The 24,958-nt window shown below is 37.5% G+C and carries 23 protein-coding genes; all 23 read left to right on the top strand.

What is annotated here, in order from left to right:
- Positions 1–2: 2 nt before the first annotated feature.
- The 23 genes from smc (at position 3) to codY (ending at position 24,581) form a co-directional block, all read left to right on the top strand.
- Entirely contained in the window at positions 3–3,557 is a 3,555-nt protein-coding gene (smc, locus tag FG383_RS05045; RefSeq protein WP_142605767.1) for a chromosome segregation protein SMC, read from the top strand.
- A 14-nt stretch (positions 3,558–3,571) separates the two neighbouring features.
- Positions 3,572–4,594, top strand: coding sequence for a signal recognition particle-docking protein FtsY (gene ftsY / locus FG383_RS05040; RefSeq protein WP_142605766.1), 1,023 nt, complete (start codon positions 3,572–3,574; stop codon positions 4,592–4,594).
- Between the two features lie 70 nt (positions 4,595–4,664).
- Entirely contained in the window at positions 4,665–4,994 is a 330-nt protein-coding gene (locus FG383_RS05035; RefSeq protein ID WP_425467626.1) for a putative DNA-binding protein, read from the top strand.
- A gap of 12 nt (positions 4,995–5,006) precedes the next feature.
- Entirely contained in the window at positions 5,007–6,362 is a 1,356-nt protein-coding gene (ffh, locus tag FG383_RS05030; RefSeq protein ID WP_142605764.1) for a signal recognition particle protein, read from the top strand.
- A 103-nt stretch (positions 6,363–6,465) separates the two neighbouring features.
- Positions 6,466–6,738: a 30S ribosomal protein S16 gene (rpsP, locus tag FG383_RS05025; protein WP_093263327.1), complete on the top strand. Its 273-nt coding sequence runs from the start codon at positions 6,466–6,468 to the stop codon at positions 6,736–6,738.
- Positions 6,739–6,752: 14 nt separating this feature from the next.
- The gene (locus FG383_RS05020; protein WP_142605763.1) at positions 6,753–6,986 is read left to right on the top strand and encodes a KH domain-containing protein; all 234 of its coding nucleotides are present in this window, start codon (positions 6,753–6,755) and stop codon (positions 6,984–6,986) included.
- 44 nt (positions 6,987–7,030) lie between these two features.
- Positions 7,031–7,546 carry a ribosome maturation factor RimM gene (rimM, locus tag FG383_RS05015; protein WP_142605762.1) on the top strand — a complete coding sequence of 172 codons (516 nt, stop codon included), beginning with the start codon at positions 7,031–7,033 and terminating at the stop codon, positions 7,544–7,546.
- Positions 7,546–8,280 carry a tRNA (guanosine(37)-N1)-methyltransferase TrmD gene (trmD, locus tag FG383_RS05010; protein WP_142605829.1) on the top strand — a complete coding sequence of 245 codons (735 nt, stop codon included), beginning with the start codon at positions 7,546–7,548 and terminating at the stop codon, positions 8,278–8,280. Before rimM ends, trmD begins: the two co-directional genes overlap by 1 nt.
- 121 nt (positions 8,281–8,401) lie before the next feature.
- A complete protein-coding gene (rplS, locus tag FG383_RS05005; RefSeq protein ID WP_142605761.1) occupies positions 8,402–8,746 on the top strand; it encodes a 50S ribosomal protein L19 in 345 nt (114 codons plus the stop codon).
- A gap of 140 nt (positions 8,747–8,886) precedes the next feature.
- On the top strand, positions 8,887–9,447 hold the full coding sequence (lepB, locus tag FG383_RS05000; RefSeq protein WP_142605760.1) for a signal peptidase I: 561 nt from the start codon (positions 8,887–8,889) through the stop codon (positions 9,445–9,447).
- A 15-nt stretch (positions 9,448–9,462) separates the two neighbouring features.
- Entirely contained in the window at positions 9,463–10,314 is an 852-nt protein-coding gene (ylqF, locus tag FG383_RS04995; protein WP_142605759.1) for a ribosome biogenesis GTPase YlqF, read from the top strand.
- Between the two features lie 846 nt (positions 10,315–11,160).
- Entirely contained in the window at positions 11,161–11,928 is a 768-nt protein-coding gene (locus FG383_RS04990) for a ribonuclease HII (protein WP_142605828.1), read from the top strand.
- A gap of 9 nt (positions 11,929–11,937) precedes the next feature.
- Positions 11,938–13,785 (top strand): hypothetical protein, encoded by a 1,848-nt coding sequence (locus tag FG383_RS04985; protein WP_142605758.1) that lies wholly within the window; start codon positions 11,938–11,940, stop codon positions 13,783–13,785.
- Positions 13,782–14,075 (top strand): EscU/YscU/HrcU family type III secretion system export apparatus switch protein, encoded by a 294-nt coding sequence (locus FG383_RS04980; RefSeq protein WP_142605757.1) that lies wholly within the window; start codon positions 13,782–13,784, stop codon positions 14,073–14,075. The genes FG383_RS04985 and FG383_RS04980 overlap by 4 nt, the downstream gene beginning before the upstream one ends.
- A gap of 132 nt (positions 14,076–14,207) precedes the next feature.
- On the top strand, positions 14,208–15,368 hold the full coding sequence (gene sucC / locus FG383_RS04975) for an ADP-forming succinate--CoA ligase subunit beta (protein ID WP_142605756.1): 1,161 nt from the start codon (positions 14,208–14,210) through the stop codon (positions 15,366–15,368).
- Between the two features lie 18 nt (positions 15,369–15,386).
- The gene (sucD, locus tag FG383_RS04970) at positions 15,387–16,289 is read left to right on the top strand and encodes a succinate--CoA ligase subunit alpha (protein ID WP_142605755.1); all 903 of its coding nucleotides are present in this window, start codon (positions 15,387–15,389) and stop codon (positions 16,287–16,289) included.
- A gap of 58 nt (positions 16,290–16,347) precedes the next feature.
- Positions 16,348–17,229, top strand: coding sequence for a DNA-processing protein DprA (dprA, locus tag FG383_RS04965; RefSeq protein WP_142605754.1), 882 nt, complete (start codon positions 16,348–16,350; stop codon positions 17,227–17,229).
- A gap of 122 nt (positions 17,230–17,351) precedes the next feature.
- A complete protein-coding gene (gene topA, locus FG383_RS04960; protein WP_142605753.1) occupies positions 17,352–19,427 on the top strand; it encodes a type I DNA topoisomerase in 2,076 nt (691 codons plus the stop codon).
- Positions 19,428–19,445: 18 nt separating this feature from the next.
- Complete coding sequence (gene trmFO, locus FG383_RS04955) at positions 19,446–20,756, top strand: FADH(2)-oxidizing methylenetetrahydrofolate--tRNA-(uracil(54)-C(5))-methyltransferase TrmFO (protein ID WP_142605752.1); 1,311 nt, start codon at positions 19,446–19,448, stop codon at positions 20,754–20,756.
- A gap of 72 nt (positions 20,757–20,828) precedes the next feature.
- Positions 20,829–21,722: a tyrosine recombinase XerC gene (gene xerC / locus FG383_RS04950; RefSeq protein ID WP_142605751.1), complete on the top strand. Its 894-nt coding sequence runs from the start codon at positions 20,829–20,831 to the stop codon at positions 21,720–21,722.
- A gap of 49 nt (positions 21,723–21,771) precedes the next feature.
- Positions 21,772–22,320, top strand: a complete 549-nt coding sequence (gene hslV, locus FG383_RS04945) for an ATP-dependent protease subunit HslV (protein WP_142605750.1) — start codon at positions 21,772–21,774, stop codon at positions 22,318–22,320.
- Positions 22,317–23,711, top strand: coding sequence for an ATP-dependent protease ATPase subunit HslU (gene hslU / locus FG383_RS04940; protein WP_142605749.1), 1,395 nt, complete (start codon positions 22,317–22,319; stop codon positions 23,709–23,711). The genes hslV and hslU overlap by 4 nt, the downstream gene beginning before the upstream one ends.
- Positions 23,712–23,801: 90 nt before the next feature.
- Positions 23,802–24,581, top strand: coding sequence for a GTP-sensing pleiotropic transcriptional regulator CodY (gene codY, locus FG383_RS04935; protein WP_142605748.1), 780 nt, complete (start codon positions 23,802–23,804; stop codon positions 24,579–24,581).
- Positions 24,582–24,958: the final 377 nt, after the last annotated feature.

Here is a 24,958-nt window from a genome sequence, read left to right as displayed (position 1 = left end):
CATTGTTCCTTAAACGATTAGAAATTATAGGTTTTAAATCATTTGCAGACCGAATTGGAATAGATTTTGTACCGGGAGTTACAGCGGTTGTAGGTCCTAATGGTAGTGGAAAAAGTAATGTAACCGATGCGATACGATGGGTATTAGGAGAACAATCTGCTAAATCTTTACGTGGAGCAAAAATGGAAGATGTTATTTTTGCAGGAAGTGATTCCAGAAAAGCATTAAACTTTGCGGAAGTTACATTAATACTAGATAACACGGATAACTTGGTGCCGCTTGATTTTACAGAAATTAGCGTCACAAGAAGAGTTTTTAGATCTGGCGATAGCGAATATTTATTGAACAAACAAACGTGTAGATTAAAGGATATTACCGATTTGTTTATGGATTCTGGTCTTGGAAAAGAAGCTTTTTCGATCATTTCGCAAGGTCGAGTGGATGAAATTCTAAATAGTCGTCCAGAAGATAGAAGAACTATTTTTGAGGAAACTGCTGGAGTACTAAAATATAAGCAACGTAAAAAGAAAGCAGAATTTAAACTAATTGAAACAGACGATAATTTGAATCGTGTATTAGATATATTACATGAATTAGACGGTCGTATGGAGCCTTTACAAATTCAGTCATCCCTTGCGTCCGACTATTTGCGAATGTCCGAGGAACTAAAAGGTATTGAGATTGCTGTAATTGCACATGATTTACGATTATATGTTCAAGAAAACGCTACATTACATAGTAAATTACAAGCAATGGAAGAAACAAAACAAGCACTTTTAGAGCAAATTCGTACGATGGAAGATTCTATCCAAAAAGATCGAAAAGCAATGTCTCAAATAGACGAAAAGTTAGATTCAGAACAAAGTGAATTAGTAGAGACAAGTTCTGAATTAGAACGTTTAGAAGGTCGTAAGCTTTTACTTGCAGAAAAGCAACATAATGCAAGTCAGCAAATTTCACAACTAAGAAATACACTACAAGAAGAACAAGAAAAACTTATTTCTTTTGAGCGACAATTAAAAGAAAATAATGTTTCCAAATCAGAAAAACAACTTCTGTTAAAAGAGCTTCGTGCTAAAAAGCATCAAATTGATCTTGTATTAAGTAAATCTGCCTCAGAAGTAGAAGACGAAATAGAAGAGTTAAAAAGCACATATATCGATTTATTAAACGAAGAAGCAACGATGAAAAATGAAATGAAGCATATGGAACAGCAATTACATTTTGAACATGTTTCTTCCGAAAAAATGATTGAAGACTACCGGGACATAAAAGAAGAGTTAGAAAAACTTACTTCTCGTAAACAAGAACTAGACAAATTACTTGCAACTTGTCAAAAAGAATTAGAACAAAAACTACGCGACTATGCGCAGAAGCGAGAAGCATCGGAACAACTGGATACGACATTTGAAGACCAACAAACTATGCTCCAAAAAGCGTATCAAATGAAGCATCAAATGCAAGCAAGAAAAGATTCGCTTGAAGAGTTGGAATCCGAGTTTTCAGGGTTTTTCCAAGGAGTAAAAGAAGTATTAAAAGCAAGGGATAAAAAAGAATTACAAGGAATTCATGGGGCAGTAGCAGAGCTAATTCAAATTCCTCATGCGTATATGAATGCAATTGATACGGCTATCGGTCAACAATCTCAACATATTATTACGGATACGAGTCAAGATGCGCGAATGGCGATTGAATGGTTGAAAAAGAAAAAGGTCGGTAGGGCAACATTTTTACCGCTACAAGTAATGAAGTCGCGTAAATTGAACGAGCATACATTAGCTTCGATTAGCGGGCATCCATCATTTGTTAATACAGCGGATAAGCTTGTTAATTATAGTGATGGCTATCAAATTATTGTGGAAAACTTGCTCGGGAGTATTATTATTGCAAAAGATTTAAAAGGCGCAAATGAAATGGCGTCTCGTTTGCAGTATAAATATCGATTTGTCACGTTAGATGGGGATGTAGTGAACGCAGGTGGTTCCCTAACTGGTGGTTCAGTGAAACAGCAATCTTCGCTATTTACACGGAAAGCGGAGCTGGATCAATTAAATGACAAGCTAATTGAACTAGAAAAGTCTGTTTACCAAGCAGAAAAAGCCGTTTCTTCTAGAAAACAAGAAGTTCAGCAGTTAAAAATTAAATTGGAGGAAACTCGACTTGCGGGCGAAACATTACGAGGAGAAGAGCATAGACTGCTTTCTGAAACGAGAGAATGTGCCGCAATCATTTCCCGACTTACCCATCAATTACTAGAATATGATGAGGAAAAAACGGAAAAGAATCATTTACAAGAGAACCTAGTCCGTAAAAAAGAACAAACTGCGATTAGAAATGCTGAGATTAAGGAATCATTAGCCACTATTCAGCAAACAATTGATCAACTACAACTGCTGAAACAACAATCCATTGAAGAAAAAGACAAGTTTCAAAATGAACTTGGGGAGCTACTATCTCATATTGCAGTAGTAAACGAACAAGTTTCCCAGCAAGAAAAAGAAAAAGTTCAGCTAGAAAGCTCTATTTTAACGAGTACCCAAAAAGTGGGGACATTACAAAAAGAAATTGCTTGGTACGAAAATGATGAACAAGGTGGGACTTCTGCTGAGGAGCTTGTAATACTTATTGGCCAACTGAAAGACAAAAAAGATCATTTAGTTGAACAAATCCAAGCTGGTAAAACAAATAGGATGGCACTTGTGGAACAAATAAGCAAGCTTGAACATTCCTTAAAGTTAGTGCAAAATGAGGCAAATCTTCATACGAATGTAGAACGAGATTTGGAAATCAAGTTAAGTAAGTTAGAAGTAGAGATGCATACATTACAAAATCATTTAGAAGAAACATATGAAATGACTTTAGAAGAAGCTGAGCGAGATTTCCCGTTTACGCTAGAAGAGGATTTGGCTCGTAAAAAAGTGAAGCTACTGAAACTTTCGATTGAGGAGCTTGGACCGATTAATTTAGGGTCTATTCAAGAATTCGAGCAAGTGAGTGAGCGCCATACGTTTTTGACCGAACAAAGGGAAGATTTACTATCTGCTCAAGAAACTTTGCATGAAGTGATCAAAGAGATGGACGAAGAAATGACGATTCGTTTTGAAACGACTTTCCGTGACATACAGAAGCATTTTAAAGTAGTGTTTCGTGAATTATTCGGTGGTGGTCAGGCAGATTTAATTTTGACAGATCCTACTTCTTTATTGGATACAGGTATTGATATTATTGCGCAACCTCCAGGAAAGAAATTGCAAAACCTTTCGTTATTATCGGGTGGGGAGCGTGCACTAACAGCTATCGCTTTACTATTTGCTATTCTTCATACTAGACCAGTTCCGTTTTGTATATTGGATGAAGTAGAAGCGGCGCTAGATGAAGCAAATGTCACTCGGTATAGCGACTATTTGAAAAAGTTTAGTCATAATACGCAGTTTATCGTTATTACGCACCGGAAGGGAACAATGGAAGGTGCGGATGTTTTATATGGTATAACGATGCAAGAGTCCGGAATTTCTAAATTAGTTTCTGTTAAACTAGAAGAACAATTAGTGACGTAAAGGAGTTTATACGAATGAGTTTTTTTAAAAAGTTAAAAGAGAAAATGCTTGGTACAACGGAAGAAGTCCAAGAAACGGTTACGATAACGAATAAGTTCAAAGAAGGATTAGCTAAAACGAGAAACCAGTTTACTTCTAAAGTAAATGATCTTGTTGCGAAGTACCGCAAAGTAGATGAAGACTTTTTCGAAGAATTAGAAGAAATTTTGCTGCAAGCGGACGTTGGCTTCGAAACAGTGGACGAGCTAATGGAAGCATTACGCTTTGAAGTACAGCGTAAAAATATAAAAGACACTGCGGGAATTCAGTCTGTTATTTCAGAAAAGTTAGTAGAAATTTATGAAGCGGGCGATGAAAATATAACGGAACTACAATTGGAAAATGAAGGATTATCTGTTGTTTTATTCGTTGGAGTTAATGGCGTGGGGAAAACAACTACCATTGGAAAACTTGCGCATCGTCTAAAAGGTGAAGGTAAAAAAGTGATGCTCGCTGCTGGAGACACATTCCGTGCAGGAGCTATTGACCAACTGCAAGTTTGGGGCGACCGAGTGGGTGTGGAAGTGATTAAACAAGCAGAAGGATCAGATCCTGCTGCAGTTATGTACGACGCTATTAGAGCAGCGAAAACGAGAAATGCAGATGTCTTAATATGCGATACTGCTGGTCGACTTCAAAACAAAGTAAATTTAATGAATGAATTAGAAAAAATTCATCGCGTTATTTCTCGGGAAATACCGAACGCTCCACATGAAGTATTACTTGCATTAGACGCTACGACAGGTCAAAATGCATTGGTGCAAGCGCAAACGTTTAAAGAAGCGACAAATGTTACAGGTATCGTATTAACGAAGTTAGACGGAACTGCAAAAGGCGGTATCGTATTAGCTATTCGTACTAAATTGCATATACCTGTAAAATTCGTTGGACTTGGGGAACAAATGGATGACCTGCAACCATTTGATGCAGAGAAATATGTATATGGACTTTTCGCAGAAGGTTTAGAGCATGAAAGTGAAAATGAAGAAGACAAGTAAAAATACTTGACAGTTGCCTCCTCTATTACTAAACTAGAGGAGACAATTGAATTGGTAAGGAGAGATGGGAATGATTGAAAAAACAACTCGTATGAATTTTCTCTTCGATTTTTACCAGGCTTTATTAACAGATAAACAAAGAAGCTATATGCAGCTTTATTATTTAGATGATTTATCACTTGGAGAAATAGCAGAAGAATATGATATTTCGAGACAAGCAGTTTATGATAATATTCGAAGAACAGAGGCAATGCTAGAAGAGTATGAAGAAAAGCTGAATCTGTTTACGAAATTTGAAAAACGGCAAGAAACAATTGACCAGCTACTGCTAGTAGTAAAGGATCAATCATCTGAACAAACACTGATTCAACTCATTAATCAATTAAAAGAATGGGATTAGGAGGCGGCATGTATGGCATTTGAAGGATTAGCTGAGCGACTCCAAGGGACGCTTCAGAAAATCAAAGGCAAAGGAAAAATTTCTGAAGCAGATGTAAAAGAAATGATGAAAGATGTAAGACGTGCGTTAATCGAAGCGGATGTTAACTTAAAAGTAGTAAAAGAATTCGTCAAAAATGTATCCGAACGAGCAGTTGGTCAAGAAGTGATGAAAAGTCTAACTCCTGGTCAACATGTCATTAAAATCGTTAAAGATGAATTGACAGAGTTAATGGGCGGAGAGCAAAGCCAAATTTCTTTTTCAACGAGACCACCGACTGTCATAATGATGGTTGGGCTTCAAGGTGCAGGTAAAACAACGACTACCGGTAAACTAGCGAGTGTACTGCGTAAAAAGTACAACAAAAAGCCTTTACTTGTTGCTGCCGATATTTATCGTCCAGCAGCCGTAAAACAGCTAGAAACACTAGGAAAGCAGTTATCTTTACCGGTCTTTGCATTAGGTACCGATATTTCCCCAGTTGAAATTGTTAAACAGGCGCTTGAGCATGCAAAAGAAGAGCATCATGATGTCGTAATTGTCGATACAGCAGGTCGACTTCATATTGACGAAACACTTATGCAAGAGTTAAAAGATATTCGTGGGATTAAAGAGCCAGATGAAATCTTCTTAGTTGTCGATGCGATGACAGGGCAAGATGCAGTCAATGTCGCAAATAATTTTAACGAAACAATAGGTATTACGGGTGTTGTCTTAACGAAACTGGACGGCGATACTCGTGGTGGTGCAGCTTTATCTATTCGTTCTGTCACGCAAAAACCGATTAAATTTGTCGGGATGGGCGAAAAAATGGATGCATTAGAAGCTTTCCATCCAGAACGCATGGCTTCCCGTATTTTAGGTATGGGAGATATGATGTCACTGATCGAAAAAGCCCAAGCAAATGTAGATGAAGAAAAAGCGAAGGAATTAGAAGAAAAATTCCGTACGCAATCTTTTACTTTTGATGACTTTTTAGATCAAATAAGTCAAGTAAAACAAATGGGACCATTAGATGAAATTTTAAAAATGCTTCCAGGGGCTGGTAAGATAAAAGGGTTAGAAAATGCAAAAGTCGATGAAAAGCAAATGGATCGTGTAGAAGCGATTATTTACTCGATGACTACGCAAGAAAAAACGACTCCTGATATTATTAATGGTCCAAGAAAAAAACGAATTGCTAAAGGGTCTGGAACGTCCATTCAAGATGTGAACAGATTATTAAAACAATTTGACGACATGAAAAAAATGATGAAACAAATGACGAACATGCAACAAAAAGGGAAGAAAAAGATGAAAATGCCTGGCTTAGACTCTCTTTTTAAGTAAAATTTCTAGAAAAAAATAAGGTGTTAAGAAAAAACACTTTACAAACAAATAAAAGCTTGATAATATACTATCTTGTGTGAAACTATTCGGAGGTGCAATAAAAATGGCAGTTAAAATTCGTTTAAAACGTATGGGAGCAAAAAAATCTCCTTTCTATCGTATTGTAGTAGCAGACTCTCGCGCTCCACGTGATGGTCGTCAAATTGAAACAGTAGGTACTTACAACCCACTTACAAAACCAGCAGAAGTTAAAATTAACGAGGAATTAGCGTTAAAATGGCTTCAAGACGGTGCGAAACCATCTGATACAGTACGTAACTTGTTCTCAGAACAAGGAATTATGGAAAAATTCCATAACGCAAAACTCGGCAAATAATCGGAGGGGACAATGTGAAGCAGCTGATCGAAGCAATCGTTAAACCATTAGTTGATTATCCTGAACAAGTTCAGATTGAAAAAGAGGAAAATGTAAACCGTATAGTTTATAAACTTTCTGTTCATCCTGAAGATATGGGAAAAGTAATTGGCAAACAAGGGCGAGTAGCGAAAGCAGTTCGTACTATTGTTTACTCAGCAGCAGGCAGTCACCAAAAGAAAAAAACATATGTCGACATTCAAGATTAAGGGAGAACACTTTGTTCTTCCTTTTTTGATAGGAGGTAATATACATGGAATGGTTTAATGTTGGGAAAATCGTGAACACGCATGGCATTTGGGGAGAAGTTCGTGTTATTTCAACTACTGACTTTGCAGATGAACGATATGAAGTTGGTAGTGAGCTTGGACTTTTTAAAGCGGATGGATCTAAGCCGATTATCGTCAAAGTCGCTAGTCATCGTAAGCATAAAAACTTTGATTTATTAACGTTTGAAGGATATGCATTATTAAAAGATGTAGAAGTTTTCCGGGATGCTGTATTAAAAGTATCCGAAAAGTATCTTTCCGATTTAGAAGATAATGAATTTTATTACCACGAGATTATCGGCTGTTCCGTTGAATCCTTAGAAGGCGAAGTAATTGGAACTGTTACGGAAATCATTCAAACGGGTGCAAATGACGTTTGGGCCGTTCAACCCGTAAAAGGAAAAACACATTATATTCCGTATATCGAAGATGTCGTTAAAACGGTTGATATTGAAAGTAAAAAAATTACGATTGACGCGCTGGATGGTTTGTTATCATGATGAACATTCATATTCTTTCGCTTTTTCCAGAAATGTTTACAGGGGTTTTTAATTCCTCTATTTTGAAAAAGGCGCAAGAAAAAGAAGAAGTTGCGATTAATGTGATCAACTTTCGAGATTTTTCCGGCAACAAACATCATCAAGTAGATGATTATCCATATGGTGGCGGCGCTGGTATGGTGTTGAAGCCAGAACCCATTTTTAATGCAGTAGAATCGCTTATGACGCATTCGGAACATAAACGTCGTATTATTCTTCTTTGTCCCCAGGGAGAGCGATTTACGCAACAAAAAGCAGAAGAACTTGCGAAAGAAGAAGAACTAATTTTCATTTGTGGACATTATGAAGGCTATGATGAACGTATCCGAGAACATTTAGTGACGGATGAGATTTCCATTGGAGATTTTGTTTTGACCGGTGGTGAGTTAGCTGCAATGACTGTTGTTGATAGTGTTGTTAGACTTTTACCAAATGTACTTGGAAAAGCTGAATCACATGAACAAGATTCTTTTTCGACAGGACTGTTGGAACATCCGCATTATACTCGTCCAGTAGAATTTCGCGGCTATAAAGTACCAGATGTTTTAATGTCAGGAAATCATGCTGCCATTGCTAAATGGAGAAAAGAGCAGTCGTTGAAACGAACGGTAGAAAGAAGACCTGATTTGTTAGACAAGGTTGAACTAAGTGAGACAGAAAAACAATTAATTAATGAATTAAAAAGCAATTTATAATTGCATGTAACAAATAGTTATGATATATTTTATTATGTACTTTTATGTAAAGTACTGATTTTGGGTGTTCCGCTGCAACAGCTAATGTGTGTAAGAGCATTCTAGAGAAGGAGAGAAAATGATGCAAAACATTATTTCAGAAATCACAAAAGAACAATTACGCTCAGATCTTCCTACTTTCCGTCCAGGTGACACAGTTCGTGTACACGTTAAGGTAGTAGAGGGAACTCGCGAACGTATCCAAATGTACGAAGGAGTTGTAATTAAACGTCGTGGAGGCGGAATTAGCGAAACTTTCACAGTTCGTAAAATTTCTTCCGGTGTTGGTGTTGAACGTACATTCCCTGTACACACACCAAAAATTGCAAACTTAGAAGTTGTTCGTCGTGGTAAAGTTCGTCGTGCTAAATTGTACTACTTACGTGACCTACGTGGTAAAGCAGCTCGTATTAAAGAGCGTCGCTAATAGTAAAAGTAAATGTTGTAGTGAAGGTGATGCCACTTTTGCTACAACATTTTTTCTTTTCAAAAGAAATGCTGTCATTCTTTTTGCTTGAAACTAATTTTCCTTGTACAATATAAGGAGTGAATGAAGGGGGCAAATTAATGGAACAAGTAAAAAAGGAAAAGAATGAATTATGGGAATGGTCGAAAGCTCTTTTGATCGCTTTTGGACTAGCAGCAATAATTCGGTTCTTTTTATTTACACCAATCGTAGTAGACGGAGAATCCATGATGCCTACTTTACAAAATGGGGACCGTATGGTCGTTAACAAAATTGGATATATGGTTGGCAAACCAGATCGTTACGATATAGTAGTATTTCATGCACCAGAACAAAAAAATTATATTAAACGAGTTATTGGTTTACCTGGTGATCATGTAGAATTTAATAATGATCAATTATTTATCAACGGAAAAAAACTACCAGAACCATATTTAGAGCAATATAAAAGCGAGATCAATGAAGGAACTCTGACAGATGACTTCACGTTAGAAGATATTACGCAAAAGCATGAAATCCCGGAAGGATACATATTCGTAATGGGAGATAACCGTAGATATAGTAAAGATAGTAGACATATTGGTCTTGTTGCGATCGATGAAGTAATTGGAAGTACGAACTTCGTATTCTGGCCAATGGATGATATTGGTTTTGTAAAGTAAAGAAGGTGGAACAAAATGACGATTCAATGGTTTCCTGGTCATATGGCCAAAGCAAGAAGAGAAGTAACGGAAAACTTAAAACTAGTTGACATCATATTTGAGTTAATAGATGCACGTTTGCCGTTGTCTTCTCGAAATCCGATGATTGATGAAGTTGTTCATCAAAAAACGAGATTACTCATCTTAAACAAAATGGATATGGCGGATGAAGCGCAGACGAAAAAATGGATAGCTTATTTTGAGTCAAAAGGGCATCCTGCTGTCGCGATAAACTCTTTAGAAGGAAAAGGATTACAAACTGTTTTCAAAGCCGCTAAAGAGCTTTTAAAGCCGAAATGGGACCGTATGAAAGACCGAGGTATTAAACCGCGTGCAATCCGAGCAATGATTGTTGGCATTCCGAACGTAGGAAAATCTACACTCATTAACCGATTTGCAAAGAAAAACATTGCGAGAACCGGTAATACACCTGGTGTAACCAAAAGACAACAATGGATCAAAGTGGAAAGGGAAATTGAATTACTCGATACACCTGGTATTCTTTGGCCAAAGTTTGAAGATCAGCAAGTTGGATATAAGTTGGCGCTCACTGGTGCGATAAAAGACGCAGTGATCAATATGGAAGATCTAGCTGTTTATGGGCTTCGTTTTCTACAAGAACATTATCCGAAGCGCATGGAAGAGCGTTATCAGCTAACAGAAGTTAGTGAAGACCTAGTAGAAACATTCGACCATATTGGCAAGCTACGGAGATGTTATGCGGGTGGCGGCGAAATTGATTACGATCAAGTCGCTGAGTTAATCGTTCGAGACGTTCGTAATCTACATCTTGGTAAATTGACGTTCGATTTTGTAGAAGAATATTAATGTAAAAATACACCCTTTTTGCCATATGGTAAAGAGGGTTTTCTCGTGGTTCAGACATAAAAAAGTTTATGGAATGGGACAGTTTAGGGATAGTGTGTCTTAGTGACCACTATGATTTTCGCTGCAGTCGTACGCTTTCCGCCGGGTGAGCGATGAGCCATCCCCGCCGCTTGCGCGTACGCCTGAGATGTCTCATTAGCCCAACGGAGGAACTAAGGCTAAGAGCGCCACATCGTGTGGCAACGCCTTCGTGACCAACATCCTGCAGGCCTCGGCTGGAGTCGACGCCTGCAGCGAAAATCAATGGAATTTGTTTACTTATTTAGCATCGTCTTGTTAAAAAAATATATAGGTTTTTCGACTAAGAGAATCCAGTAAATGGCTTATGGCAACCATTCGGTCATTGATAGCAACCAATTCTATTCCAAAAGCAATCAAATTAACATGAGAGCAACCAAATTGCTGGTGAAAGCAATCAATTCTTAAAATAACAAGTTGACTTGGGGGAAGACGACCAGGAATTGGACGCATTATTTATAAACGTTGCGAGTAACGCCTGTAACGTTGCGCATTTTTTTATTGGATAATCTTCTTTAAATAAATAGAGCGGTTATACTTGTCGTAGCGCGCCGGGCCGCATGAGCCGCAGTCATGAGACCCACTCGTGTGCAACACGAGTTGGCTCATGACTGCGGCAAGCGCGAAGGCTAGTGGTTACTTTAAAACGCAATATCACTACAATCTGAAATATAGATTCAAATCGTTAGAAAAAACTATGCAAGCATTTTTAATTAAACGAAAAAACGACCGATACATTATAATAAGCAAGAGAAAGTAGATGTGAATATGTTAAGTTTGAAAGAAATAAAAGAAAAGTTAGAGCATGCAACCGGTTCAGAAACTTGGTTTAAAGAGCTAGAAAATGATACTAGAGTAGGTGCTCAGAAACTACTAAACAGTTGGAAAAGAAAGCAGCAAAAGTTACTACTAGAAAAACAAGCACATGAAGAAAAAATATCATTTGATCGTAGTTTTTGTAATAACGAACATGATTTAGTAGCAGGGGTCGATGAAGCAGGTAGAGGACCATTGGCAGGACCTGTAGTGACAGCAGCAGTCGTATTAAATACTCATGCAGAAGAACTAATTGGGTTAAACGATTCTAAGCAACTTACCAAAGCGAAACGAAATGAACTAGCTAACATTATAAAAAACAATGCGATTAGTTATTTCATTCATTTTCAATCAGTCGAAAAAATAGACGAGCTAAATATTTATGAAGCAACAAAGCAATCCATGACAGAATCTGTCGTCAATTTACATAAACAACCTTCTGTAGTACTTGTAGATGCTATGAGGCTGCCGATTAATATAAAAACACACTCCATTATCAAAGGAGATGCACAAAGTTTAGCAATTGCAGCGGCATCTATACTTGCTAAAACAGCTCGTGATGAGTATATGGATCAATTACATGAAGCGTATCCTCAGTATTTATTCAACAAACATGCAGGATATGGAACGAAAGAACATGTGGAGATGATAAGAAAATACGGACCAACTGAACATCATCGAAAAACGTTTGAACCGATTAAGTCCATTTTAATAAAATGAGGTGAGTATATGACTTTTCCATCTTTTTCATCCATTGGGGCACAATCATCCCAAACCATTACAGCTAGTAAACAAATGCCAATGAAAGAGGGGCAAGTTGTACATGGAGTGATAAAAAAACTCTATCCCAATCAAATTGCAGAAGTGCAAATTGGCAATCAAAAAGTCATTGCAAAACTAGAAACACCTTTAAAAGCGGGAGACGCACACTTTTTTCAAGTAACGAACTCATCTCCGGAAGTACAACTAAAAGTAGTGACCGGCCCATTAACTGGAGGCAATACGATCCCACAACAAGCCACCCAGTTATTACAGGCGATGAGTTTAACGAAAACGAGAGAAATGCAAGCGGTAACCCAATTTTTTTTAAAAGAACAAATACCAATTTCGAAAGATTTATTAGTACAAGCAGAGCAATTATTAAAACAACTGCCACCAGGGGTATCGATAAAAGCTGCCCTAGAAGGTATACAAAAAATGACAGAATTAAAGCTACCGCTTACAACAAGCCTTTTGGAAGCAGTCTTAAGTGGGAAATCCACGAGTGGTTTGCAGTCATCTATCGAAAGCTTCAAATCGGCTTTACAACAAGATTCGACTATTTCGCAAGCTTTAAAAAATGATGTATTGCAAAGCTTACAAAAAATTGCAGAGCCTTTTCGTTTACCGACTGCAGGAGCGATTATTGGAAAGCAAATAGAGGCGCTCCAAAATCATGAAGCAAGTATTTCTGCGAGGTTACCTATTTTACAAGCCTTAAAGGAAGTGGGAGTTTTACCTCTAGCGGCTTCTTTATCGAACCCTACCCCTCTGCCTAGTCAACCTTCTTTACCTAACTCAGCGGGTCAATGGATGGCGCAATTAGTAGAAGCCGCTCCAACTGAAAAAGGGGCAATTGTAGAACAACTCCGTAACTGGATAAATATGCAGCCTTTATTGAATGCAGGACAAAAAGAACAACTGTTGTCCCTAATGAAAGAAAAAAGCCAAGCTCAACCAATCCATAACGCGCTTGTTAAAGTATTTGCGGGACAAAGCGGGCAGGCTATTTTCCAGAAAGATACAAATGGTTTAACTGCTAAAGAGCATTTAGTTACGCTACTTGGAAAAGGACAAACTTTGGAAACAGTTAACCAAATGTTACAACAAGTAAATACAATGATTAAAAGTAATTCCAATAGTTTTAACTCCCAGTTGATCACTCAGTCGGAGCAAGCTGTATTAAACCAATTGGATGGAAAAGCTTTTGAACATGCGATGAAAGAAGTATTGAAAACACTTGGGTTTAATTATGAAGCCAAACTAGGTAGTAACAGTGAAGAACTAAGACAAATAGCTTCACAGTTAAAACCACAACTAGTGGAATTATTACAAAATCAAGCAATATCTGCATCCGTTAGAGATGGAGCAGAAACCATATTAAATCGAATGAATGGTTTGCAAATCTTGTCGGGGGAGAACGGGCCGCAACATCAACTGCTTATGCAAGTGCCATTAGAATTTCTTGGGAAGAAAATGGATGCGACGCTAGAGTGGAATGGTCGGATGAAAGAAAATGGTAAAATAGACGCAGATTTTGCGAGAATTATGTTTTATTTACAATTAGAAACATTAGATGAAACGGTTGTGGATATGCAAGTACAAAATAGAATCGTCACAGTTACCGTATTCAATAATGATCCGCATTTGCAGCAGGTCGCTAATACATTTAAAAATGCTCTAAAAGATGGCTTATTATCAGTTGGATATACTTTATCCGGCGTATTTACGAAAACTTTTGAAGAACAACCACTTGCATCAAAGATCCTGCCAAGTATAGCTTCAAAAGAAACGCAAGGAGTAGATATTCGCATATGACAGAAGAGAAACAAGTTCGAAAAGAAGCGATTGCTTTAACGTATAAAGCAGGTAGCGTGGATGCGCCGACCGTAGTGGCAAAAGGAAAAGGAAAAATTGCAGAAAATATTTTAGCGAAAGCAAAAGAACATGATGTACCAATCCAACAAGATGCAAGTTTAGTAGGACTTCTTGGTCAGCTTGATATTAACCAATCCATCCCGGAAGAGCTATATCAAGCAGTGGCAGAGGTGTTTGCATTTATTTATAAAGTGGATCAGGAAAAGAGTAAAAGCCATCTACGATTCTAATTCTATCATTCAGAAATCCGAATATTCGCTAAATTATTTAAATACTAGACTTTTGTGGACAAGTTGTGACAGTTTTAATACAATGAGTAAGGTAGTAAATTACTTGACACAAGTTTGATTGGAGGATGCAAGATGAATATCCATGAATATCAAGGGAAACAACTCCTCAGACAATATGGCGTAGCAGTTTCAAACGGAATTGTTGCTTTTTCACCTGAAGAGGCAGTTAAAGCAGCAAAAGAGTTAAACTCAAGCGTTTATGTTGTTAAAGCTCAAATTCACGCGGGTGGTCGTGGTAAAGCTGGTGGGGTAAAAATCGCAAAAAGTTTAGATGAGGTACGTGAATACGCGAAGGAACTATTAGGTAAAGTGTTAGTAACACACCAAACAGGTCCAGAAGGTAAAGAAATTAAGCGTTTACTGATCGAAGAAGGTAGCGATATTAAGAAGGAGTATTATGTAGGTTTAGTACTAGACCGTGCAACTTCTCGTGTAACATTAATGGGCTCTGAAGAGGGCGGTATGGATATCGAGGAAGTAGCTGCAAATACACCAGAAAAGCTTTTCTATGAAGAGATTGATCCTGTTGTAGGCTTAACGGGCTTCCAAGCTCGCCGCATGGCTTTTAATATGAATATTCCAGCAAAACTTGTTAATAAAGCAGCTAAATTTATGCTTGGCTTATACCAAGTATATAAAGAAAAAGATGCATCTATCGTTGAGATCAACCCGTTAGTAGTAACTGCGGATGACAACGTTTTAGCACTTGATGCAAAATTTAACTTCGACGCAAACGCTTTATATCGCCATAGCGATATTTTAGAAATGCGCGATTTTGATGAAGAAGATGCAAAAGAAATCGAAGCTTCTAAATATGACTTAAGCTATATTTCATTAGATGGAAATATTGGTTGTATGGTTAATGGAGCAGGACTTGCAATGGCTACTATGGATACGATTAGCTATTACGGCGGTTCACCCGCAAACTTCCTGGACGTTGGGGGCGGTGCTACTGCAGAAAAAGTTACAGAAGCATTCAAAATCATCCTTTCTGATGCAAACGTAAAAGGTATTTTCGTTAATATCTTCGGTGGTATCATGAAATGTGACGTAATCGCAGAAGGTGTTATTATCGCTGCGAAAGAAGTAGGACTTTCTGTGCCATTAGTAGTTCGTTTAGAAGGAACAAATGTCGATTTAGGTAAAAAATTATTAAATGAATCCGGCTTAAATATTATCGCTGCTGACTCAATGGCAGACGGTGCTCAAAAAATCGTTAATCTTGTAGGATAAGAAAGGCAGGGACATATAGTGGGCGTATATATTAATAAAGATACGAAAGTAATCGTTCAAGGAATTACGGGCTCAACTGCTCTTTTCCATACAAAACAAATGCTTGAATACGGTACAAAAATCGTTGCTGGGGTTACTCCTGGTAAAGGTGGTACAGAAGTAGAAGGCGTTCCAGTTTTCAATACAGTAGAAGACGCTGTAAAAGCTACTGGTGCGAACGTTTCCGTAATTTATGTACCAGCTCCATTTGCTGCTGATGCGATTATGGAAGCAGTAGATGCTGAGTTAGATATGACAATCTGTATTACAGAACATATTCCAGTACTTGACATGGTAAACGTTAAACGTTACATGGAAGGAAAGAAAACTCGTTTAGTAGGACCAAACTGCCCTGGTGTTATTACAGCAGATGAATGTAAAATCGGTATTATGCCAGGATATATTCATACAAAAGGTCACGTAGGCGTTGTCTCACGTTCTGGTACATTAACGTATGAAGCAGTTCATCAGTTAACACAAGCTGGTATCGGTCAAACGACAGCTGTTGGTATTGGTGGAGACCCTGTAAATGGAACTAACTTTATCGATGCTTTAACTGCATTCAATGCAGATGAAGAAACATATGCGGTTGTTATGATTGGTGAGATCGGTGGTACTGCGGAAGAAGAAGCAGCAGCATGGATTAAAGCTAATATGACAAAACCAGTTGTAGGATTTATTGGTGGTCAAACTGCTCCTGAAGGTAAACGTATGGGACATGCTGGAGCAATTATTTCCGGCGGTCAAGGTACGGCAGAAGGAAAAATCCAAGCAATGAAAGATGCAGGAATGAAAGTTGCTGCAACTCCATCTGTTATTGGTGAAACTTTAATCGAAGCAATTAAAGAAGCAGGTCTTTACGACGCTTGTAAAACACATTAATATTAGTAGTACGGTGCATCGAATGATGCTACCGTACTATTTTTATAGGAGGGCAGAAATGAGTGATGAACTATTCCTAAAACGATTTTTAGCTTTGCATTATGTTTTTCCAGTTCCTTTAAACAAGATAAAACCTCTACTTGAGTACGACCCCCAATTAGCTCAAATAGAAAAGATGGAGCCTTCTTTACTTGCGAGTATATGTAAAATAACGCAGGATCGTGCGATCAATTTGCAACAAATGTATCGAAAATTTGTAGAAATCCCACTTCTACAAATGTATGAAAAACATACGATAACCCCTATTATTTACACTAATCCCAATTATCCTTCTAATCTATTAAACTTGTATGATCCACCAGCAGTGTTATATGCAAAAGGTGACATAAATTTACTGCTTAATGATAAAAAACTTGCAGTAATAGGTTCTAGAGAAGCATCCGAATACTCTAAAAGTAGTATTGAAAAAATTTTACCTCCATTAATACGAGAAAACTTTGTCATCGTAAGCGGACTAGCGAAAGGTGCCGATACATTAGCACATGAAATTACGATGGAATATGGAGGAAAAACAATTGCTGTATTAGGCACTGGATTTTTTCATATATATCCAAAACTAAATATCGATTTGGCGTATAAAATGTCGAAAACACAGTTGTTAATAACGGAATATCCCCCATATATAACACCTAAAAAGTGGAATTTTCCTATGCGTAACCGAATTATTAGTGGCTTGTCACAAGGTATCGTTATTACAGAAGCAAAAGCAAAAAGTGGTACAGTTTCGACCATGGAACATGCACTGGAAAATGGAAAAGAAATATTTGCGATTCCAGGATCTATCTTTTCTCCCCTTTCTGCAGGTCCACATCTCCTTATACAAGAAGGGGCCAAGCCTGTTTGGGATGGTCATCAAATACTGGAAGAATTACTAAAATAACAAATGAATAAAATAATTTAAAAATGAAAAGTCTTGCTTTTATTATGAAACTGTTATACATTTTGCAACAGGTATTTGTTTTGAAGAATAAAGCGAGTTACCTTCTATAAGGAGGCACATTTATGTCGGATTATTTAGTTATAGTAGAATCGCCAGCAAAAGCAAAAACGATTGAGCGATACCTTGGTAAGAAATATAAAGTAAAAGCATCGGTCGGGCATGTACGCGATTTACCTAGAAGTCAAATGGGTGTCGACGTTGAACATGACTACGAGCCAAAATATATTACGATACGGGGAAAAGGTCCTGTATTACAAGACTTAAAAAAAGCGGCCAAAAAAGCGAAAAAAGTTTATCTCGCGGCTGACCCCGACAGAGAAGGGGAAGCGATTGCATGGCATTTAGCTAACTCTTTAAATGTTGATATTCAATCAGATTGTCGCGTTGTTTTTAATGAAATTACAAAAGATGCCATTTTAGAATCATTTAAGCACCCTAGACCGATTAATATGGATTTGGTGGATGCGCAGCAAGCGAGAAGAATCTTGGATCGCCTTGTAGGTTATAATATTAGTCCTATACTATGGAAGAAAGTGAAAAAAGGTCTTTCGGCTGGCCGTGTTCAATCAGTTGCACTTCGTTTGATCATTGACCGTGAAAATGAAATTAATAGTTTTATCCCAGAAGAATACTGGTCGATCGAAGGGCAATTCGAAAAAGATAAAAAAGCGTTTGATGCACTTTACTTTGGAAATGAAAAAGAAAAAGTAAAACTATCAAATGAAAGTGACGTAAAAGCAGTATTAAATGTAATGAAAGGCAAAAAATTTGAAGTAACGAATGTAGTGAAAAAAGAACGCAAAAGAAATCCAGCACCTTCTTTTACTACTTCGTCACTTCAACAAGAAGCCGCTCGCAAGCTAAATTTTAGAGCTAGAAAAACGATGATGCTTGCGCAACAATTATACGAAGGTATTGATCTTGGCAAAAAAGAGGGTACTGTTGGTCTAATTACTTACATGCGAACAGACTCTACTCGTATATCGGACACTGCAAAAGCGGATGCACAAGAATTCATTACGCAGGAATATGGTTCAGAATTCATTGCAACGAAAAAAGCAGAAAAACAATCGAAAAAAGCCCAAGATGCCCATGAGGCAGTACGTCCTACAAGTGTTTTAAGAACCCCAAATGAGTTGAAGGCAATTTTGTCTCGTGACTTATTTCGTTTGTATAAGTTAATATGGGAACGATTTATCGCTAGTCAAATGGCTCCTGCAATTTTAGATACAGTTGCAGTAGATTTGAAAAGTGGGGAAGCTGTATTTCGTGCAAATGGTTCTCAAATAAAATTCCCTGGTTTTATGAAAGTGTATGTAGAAGGTTCGGATGATCAAACAGATGATAAAGACAAACTTTTACCTGTTTTAGCAGTAGGGGATAAAGTGAGTGCACTTGCCATTGAACCTAAGCAACATTTTACTCAACCGCCTCCAAGATATTCGGAAGCTAGACTCGTTAAAACACTTGAAGAGCTAGGTATAGGTAGACCGTCAACTTACGCACCGACGCTTGATACGATTCAAAAAAGAGGATACGTTGCATTAGAAACAAAACGTTTCGTTCCTACCGAACTTGGAACGATTGTCCATCAACTCGTCTTAGAATTTTTCCCAAATATCTTGGATATTGAATTTACCGTTCAAATGGAACAAGATTTAGATAGTGTCGAAGAAGGGCAAGTGAAATGGGTAGAAGTAATTGATGGTTTCTACAAAGACTTCGCGAAACACGTAGAGCATGCAGATGCTGAAATGGAGAAAATCGTCATTAAAGATGAACCTACTGGAGAAGATTGTGAAAATTGTGGTTCTCCAATGGTATATAAATTAGGGCGCTACGGTAAATTTATGGCTTGTAGCAATTTCCCGGATTGTAGAAATACAAAAGCGATTATAAAGGAAATTGGTGTACCATGTCCATCTTGTGAAAAAGGGCAAATCGTCGAACGAAAAAGTAAAACAAAACGATTGTTTTACGGTTGCGATCAATATCCAACATGTGAATTTGTTTCATGGGATAAGCCGATCAATCGACCATGTCCTAAATGTAATGCTATGCTAGTAGAGAAGAAATTGAAAAAAGGTATACAAATACAATGTGTTTCTTGCGATTATAAGGAAGATCCACAGAGTTAAAAGAAAGAAGGATACGACATGACTGAAATTGTAAACGTTATTGGTGGAGGACTTGCTGGGAGCGAGGCTGCTTGGCAAATTGCAAAAAGAGGCGTAAAAGTACGTCTTTATGAAATGCGCCCAGTGAAGCAAACACCAGCCCATCATACGGATAAATTTGCTGAGTTAGTATGCTCTAATTCCCTTAGAGCAAATAATTTAACTAATGCTGTAGGCGTTATTAAAGAAGAAATGCGTATGTTAGATTCGCTTATTATTGAGTCAGCAGATAATAGTAGCGTGCCAGCAGGTGGTGCACTTGCAGTAGATCGACATGATTTTGCTGGAAGAGTAACAGAAGCAATTCGAAATCATCCATTGATCGAAGTAGTAAATGAAGAAGTAACAGAAATCCCTGAAGGTATTACTGTTATTGCAACTGGACCTTTAACTTCTCCGGCACTAGCCGAAAAAGTAAAAGAAATGACAGGTCAAGAATACTTATACTTCTATGACGCTGCAGCTCCAATCGTGGAAAAAGACAGCATCGATATGGACAAAGTATATTTGAAATCTCGTTATGATAAAGGCGAAGCTGCGTATTTAAACTGTCCGATGACAGAAGAAGAGTTTAATCGCTTTTACGATGCTTTAGTAGCAGCAGAAGTAGTGCCTTTAAAAGAATTTGAAAAAGAAATTTATTTTGAAGGCTGTATGCCGGTAGAAATCATGGCAGAACGAGGACGTAAAACATTATTGTTCGGACCGATGAAACCGGTTGGTCTAGAAGATCCAAAAACAGGGAAACGTCCATATGCGGTTGTCCAACTAAGACAAGATGATGCAGCTGGCACACTTTATAATATCGTTGGATTCCAAACGCATTTAAAATGGGGTCCACAAAAAGAAGTATTAAAGTTAATACCTGGTCTTGAAAATGTGGAAATCGTTCGATATGGTGTAATGCATCGTAATACGTTCATCAATTCGCCATATGTTTTACAACCGACATATCAGTTAAAAGCAAATCCACATATCTTCTTTGCCGGTCAAATGACAGGGGTAGAAGGATATGTAGAATCAGCTGGAAGTGGACTACTCGCGGGTATTAATGCAGCGAAACTGGCAAAAGGGGAAGAGTTAGTCATATTCCCAAGTGAAACAGCACTCGGTAGTATGGCGCGATATATAACAGAAGCGGACCCAAAAAACTTCCAACCGATGAATATAAACTTTGGTTTATTCCCAGAATTACAGCCGAAAGTAAGGGACAAAAAAGCAAGAACAGAACAATTAGGGAATAGAGCGCTTACAACGATTCAAAATTTTATGAAAAATACAGCAATATAATTGCTTTCAGCCTCTTAAAAGTTGTATACTTTTAGAGGCTTTTACTATGGAAATATAACGGAGTTGCATAGCATGATTGCATTAGATAAATTACATTCTTTTATAGCGTATATTCAATTAGAAAAAAATTACTCAAACCTAACCATTCGAGAATATGAAAAAGATATAAAGCAATTTATACACTTTTTAGAAGTAGAAGGAGTAAATAATTTAAATGATGTAGAGTATGTTCATGCAAGATTGTATGTTACTAACTTATATGATGAGCAACTCGCAAGAACTTCTATTTCTCGGAAAATATCTTCTATACGATCTTTCTATAAATTTTTGCATAGAGAATACAATATTCGAGATGATGCTTTCCAATCGTTATACCATCCAAAGAAAGAAACGAAGTTGCCGCATTTCTTTTATGAAGAAGAAATGGAGAAATTATTTGAAGGAAATAAGGCGTCTGATCCGTTGTCCATTCGTAATATGGCAATACTTGAATTGTTATATGCAACCGGAATACGAGTAAGTGAACTTACATCGATCGAATTACGTCATATTGATAGTAATTACGGGGTCGTCCGTGTTATGGGAAAAGGTAGGAAAGAGCGGTATGTACCTGTAGGAGACTTTGCGCTATCTGCAGTGGAAGACTATGTGCTAAATAGTAGAACGAAATTGATGAAGAAAACATCTCATCCCTACCTATTCGTAAATAATAGGGGAGAACATTTAACGACAGAAGGAGTACGGTATATTTTAAATGGAATGATGGAAAAAGCATCCATGCATTCAACGATTTATCCTCATATGCTGCGCCATACTTTTGCCACGCATTTATTAAACAATGGGGCAGATTTAAGGAGCGTTCAAGAGTTATTAGGTCACTCGCATCTATCTTCTACTCAAGTATACACCCATGTAACGAAAGAACATTTACGAAAAACGTATATGAATGCTCATCCTCGAGCATAGCATGCAGGCAACAATAAGGTGAATTTGATCTATTGGAGGTAATGGTAAAATGTCTAGTATTCATGCAACAACGATTTTTGCGGTTAGTCATAAAGGTTCTCATGCAATGGCAGGAGACGGTCAAGTTACATTAGGCAATCAAGTAGTGATGAAACATACGGCTAAAAAAGTAAGAAGATTATTTAACGGTCAAGTTGTAGCTGGATTTGCTGGTTCCGTAGCAGATGCATTTACACTATTTGAAATGTTCGAAGGGAAGTTATTAGAATATAACGGAAATCTTCAACGTGCAGCGGTCGAGCTTGCTAAACAATGGCGAGGAGACAAAATGCTACGACAACTAGAGGCAATGCTGTTAGTAATGGATAGTAAAAATCTATTATTAGTATCTGGTACTGGTGAAGTAATCGAACCAGACGATGGAATTCTTGCAATCGGTTCTGGTGGGAATTATGCACTTGCTGCTGGAAGAGCATTAAAACAGTATGCTGGGGATAACATGACTGCAAAAGAAATCGCAGTCGCGTCTTTAACTACTGCCGCTGATATTTGCGTATTTACGAATCATCAAATTATTGTGGAGGTATTAGGTGAATGAAAGAAACAAACTTAACCCCAAAACAAATTACAGAGCATTTAAATAAGTATATTGTTGGCCAGGAAACAGCAAAAAAAGCAGTAGCAGTTGCACTTCGAAATCGTTATAGAAGACAATTGCTTGATGAAGAGATGAGAAATGAAGTAATACCGAAAAATATTTTAATGATTGGACCTACTGGTGTAGGGAAAACAGAAATTGCTAGACGAATTGCAAAACTGACAAAAGCTCCTTTCGTAAAAGTTGAAGCAACTAAATTTACAGAAGTCGGCTATGTCGGTAGAGATGTAGAATCGATGGTAAGAGATTTAGTAGAAGCTGCCATTCGAATTGTAAAAGAAGAAAAAATGGAAGAAGTAAAAGATCAGGCAGTTCGATTGGCGAATGATGCAATTGTGAAATTACTAGTTCCTTCATTAAAGAAAAAGAATGCGAATCAAAATCCATTTGAAGCTCTTTTTGGTGGAAAAGCCGAAGATGAAACTTCTGATATAGAAGATACAGATGTACGTTTAAAACGCTCGAAAATTGCCGAAGATTTAAGAGATGGAAAACTCGAAGAAGAAATTGTAACGGTTGAAGTAACGGAAGCTACACCATCCATTTTTGACGCATTGCAAGGCGGCGGAATGGAAAGCATGGGAATGAATATGCAGGACGCGTTTTCTAGTTTAATGCCAAAGAAAAAGAAAAAAAGAAAAATGAAAGTGAAAGATGCGCGTAAAGTTTTAATTCATGAAGAAGCGGGTAAGTTAATAGATAATGATGAAATTGCCCAAATTGCAATCGAGAAAACGGAACAATCCGGAATTATCTTTATCGATGAAATGGATAAGATTGCGAGTAGAAGTGGAAGTAATTCTTCTGCAGATGTTTCAAGAGAGGGTGTTCAACGAGATATTTTACCTATTGTTGAAGGTTCTACTGTTACGACGAAATACGGTGCTGTTAAAACAGATTATATTTTGTTCATCGCTGCTGGAGCTTTCCATATGTCGAAACCATCGGATCTTATTCCGGAATTGCAAGGCCGTTTCCCGATTCGCGTAGAATTGGAAAAGCTAACGAAAGATGATTTCGTTCGAATTTTAAGAGAGCCGCAGCATTCTTTAGTGAAGCAATACGAAGCATTACTTCAAACGGAAGGAGTAACGATTACATTTACGGATGAATCAATTGAACGTATTGGCGAAATCGCTTATGAAGTAAACCAAGAGACCGATAATATAGGAGCAAGAAGACTTCATACGATTTTGGAGAAAATTTTAGAAGAACTTTCTTATGAAGCTTCCGACATTTCACCAGCCCATATTCAAATTACTCCTGCTTATATCGATCAAAAACTTGACAATATTGTGAACAATAAAGATTTATCGCAGTTTATACTGTAGAATGGAATACTGGGTGTTTCAAGGAAACAATTGAAAAACTTTAGAAAATATAAATAAATAAATAAGTGAATTATAATGGAGGATACAACAATGAATTTATTAGATAAAACAAGAAAGATTAACTCGATGCTCCAAGCGTCTGCTGGGAAACCAGTTAACTTTAAAGAGATGGCAGCTACATTAAGTGAAGTAATCGAATGTAACGCGTTCATCGTAAGTAGAAAAGGAAAATTACTTGGCTTTGAAGTACACCAACAAATCGAAAACGACCGTATGATTAAAATGATGGAAGCGCGCCAATTCCCAGAAGATTATACAAAAAATTTGTTTGCAGTAAATGAAACATCTTCTAACTTAGACGTGTACAGTAAACATTCTGTATTCCCTGAGGAAAACCGTGAACTATTTAAAGAAGGCTTAACAACAATCGTTCCAATTATTGGAGGAGGCGAGCGTTTAGGTACTTTGATTTTAGGGCGCTTACAACAAGAATTTCATGATGACGATTTAATCCTAGGTGAATATGGTGCAACTGTAGTTGGTATGGAAATACTACGTGAAAAATCGGAAGAAATTGAAGAGGAAGCACGTAGCAAAGCAGTCGTTCAAATGGCGATCAATTCATTATCATATAGTGAATTAGAAGCAATTGAGCATATTTTTGAAGAACTAGATGGCAATGAAGGATTACTTGTTGCTTCTAAAATTGCAGACCGTGTAGGTATTACGCGTTCTGTAATCGTAAATGCACTTCGTAAACTTGAAAGTGCTGGCGTAATTGAATCAAGATCATTAGGAATGAAAGGGACTTATATTAAAGTTCTGAATGACAAATTCCTAGCTGAATTAGCACAACTTAAAATGAAATAATAAGTAAACAAGCAAACCTCTCCTACTTAATTGTAGGAGAGGTTTTTTGTGATCCAGATAATATGTAGATTTGGCAAGCTAATAATCTAGTGTTCATGAAATCCTGTAGATTCTACAAGTCGCATTATAGGTATAATGCGTGGTAGTAAGTTGAATAAAGTGTTCGCTGGGATTTCCGCTGCAGTCGAACGCTTTCCGCCGGGTGAGCGATGAGCCATCCCCGCCGCTTAGGCGTCGTAGGGATGTCTCATTTGCTCACTCATCCGGCAGGAGTCGTCTCCTACAGCGAAAATCAACGGAAATTGCTTACTTATCAGCTTCGGCTCGTAAAAAACGAAATTTTTTACAGTTTTTTCGAATGTGTAAATCCAGTAAAT

Source organism: Psychrobacillus soli, from assembly GCF_006861775.1.
GTDB classification, from domain to species: Bacteria; Bacillota; Bacilli; order Bacillales_A; family Planococcaceae; genus Psychrobacillus; species Psychrobacillus soli.
This window is presented reverse-complemented; position numbering and strand designations above follow the sequence as displayed.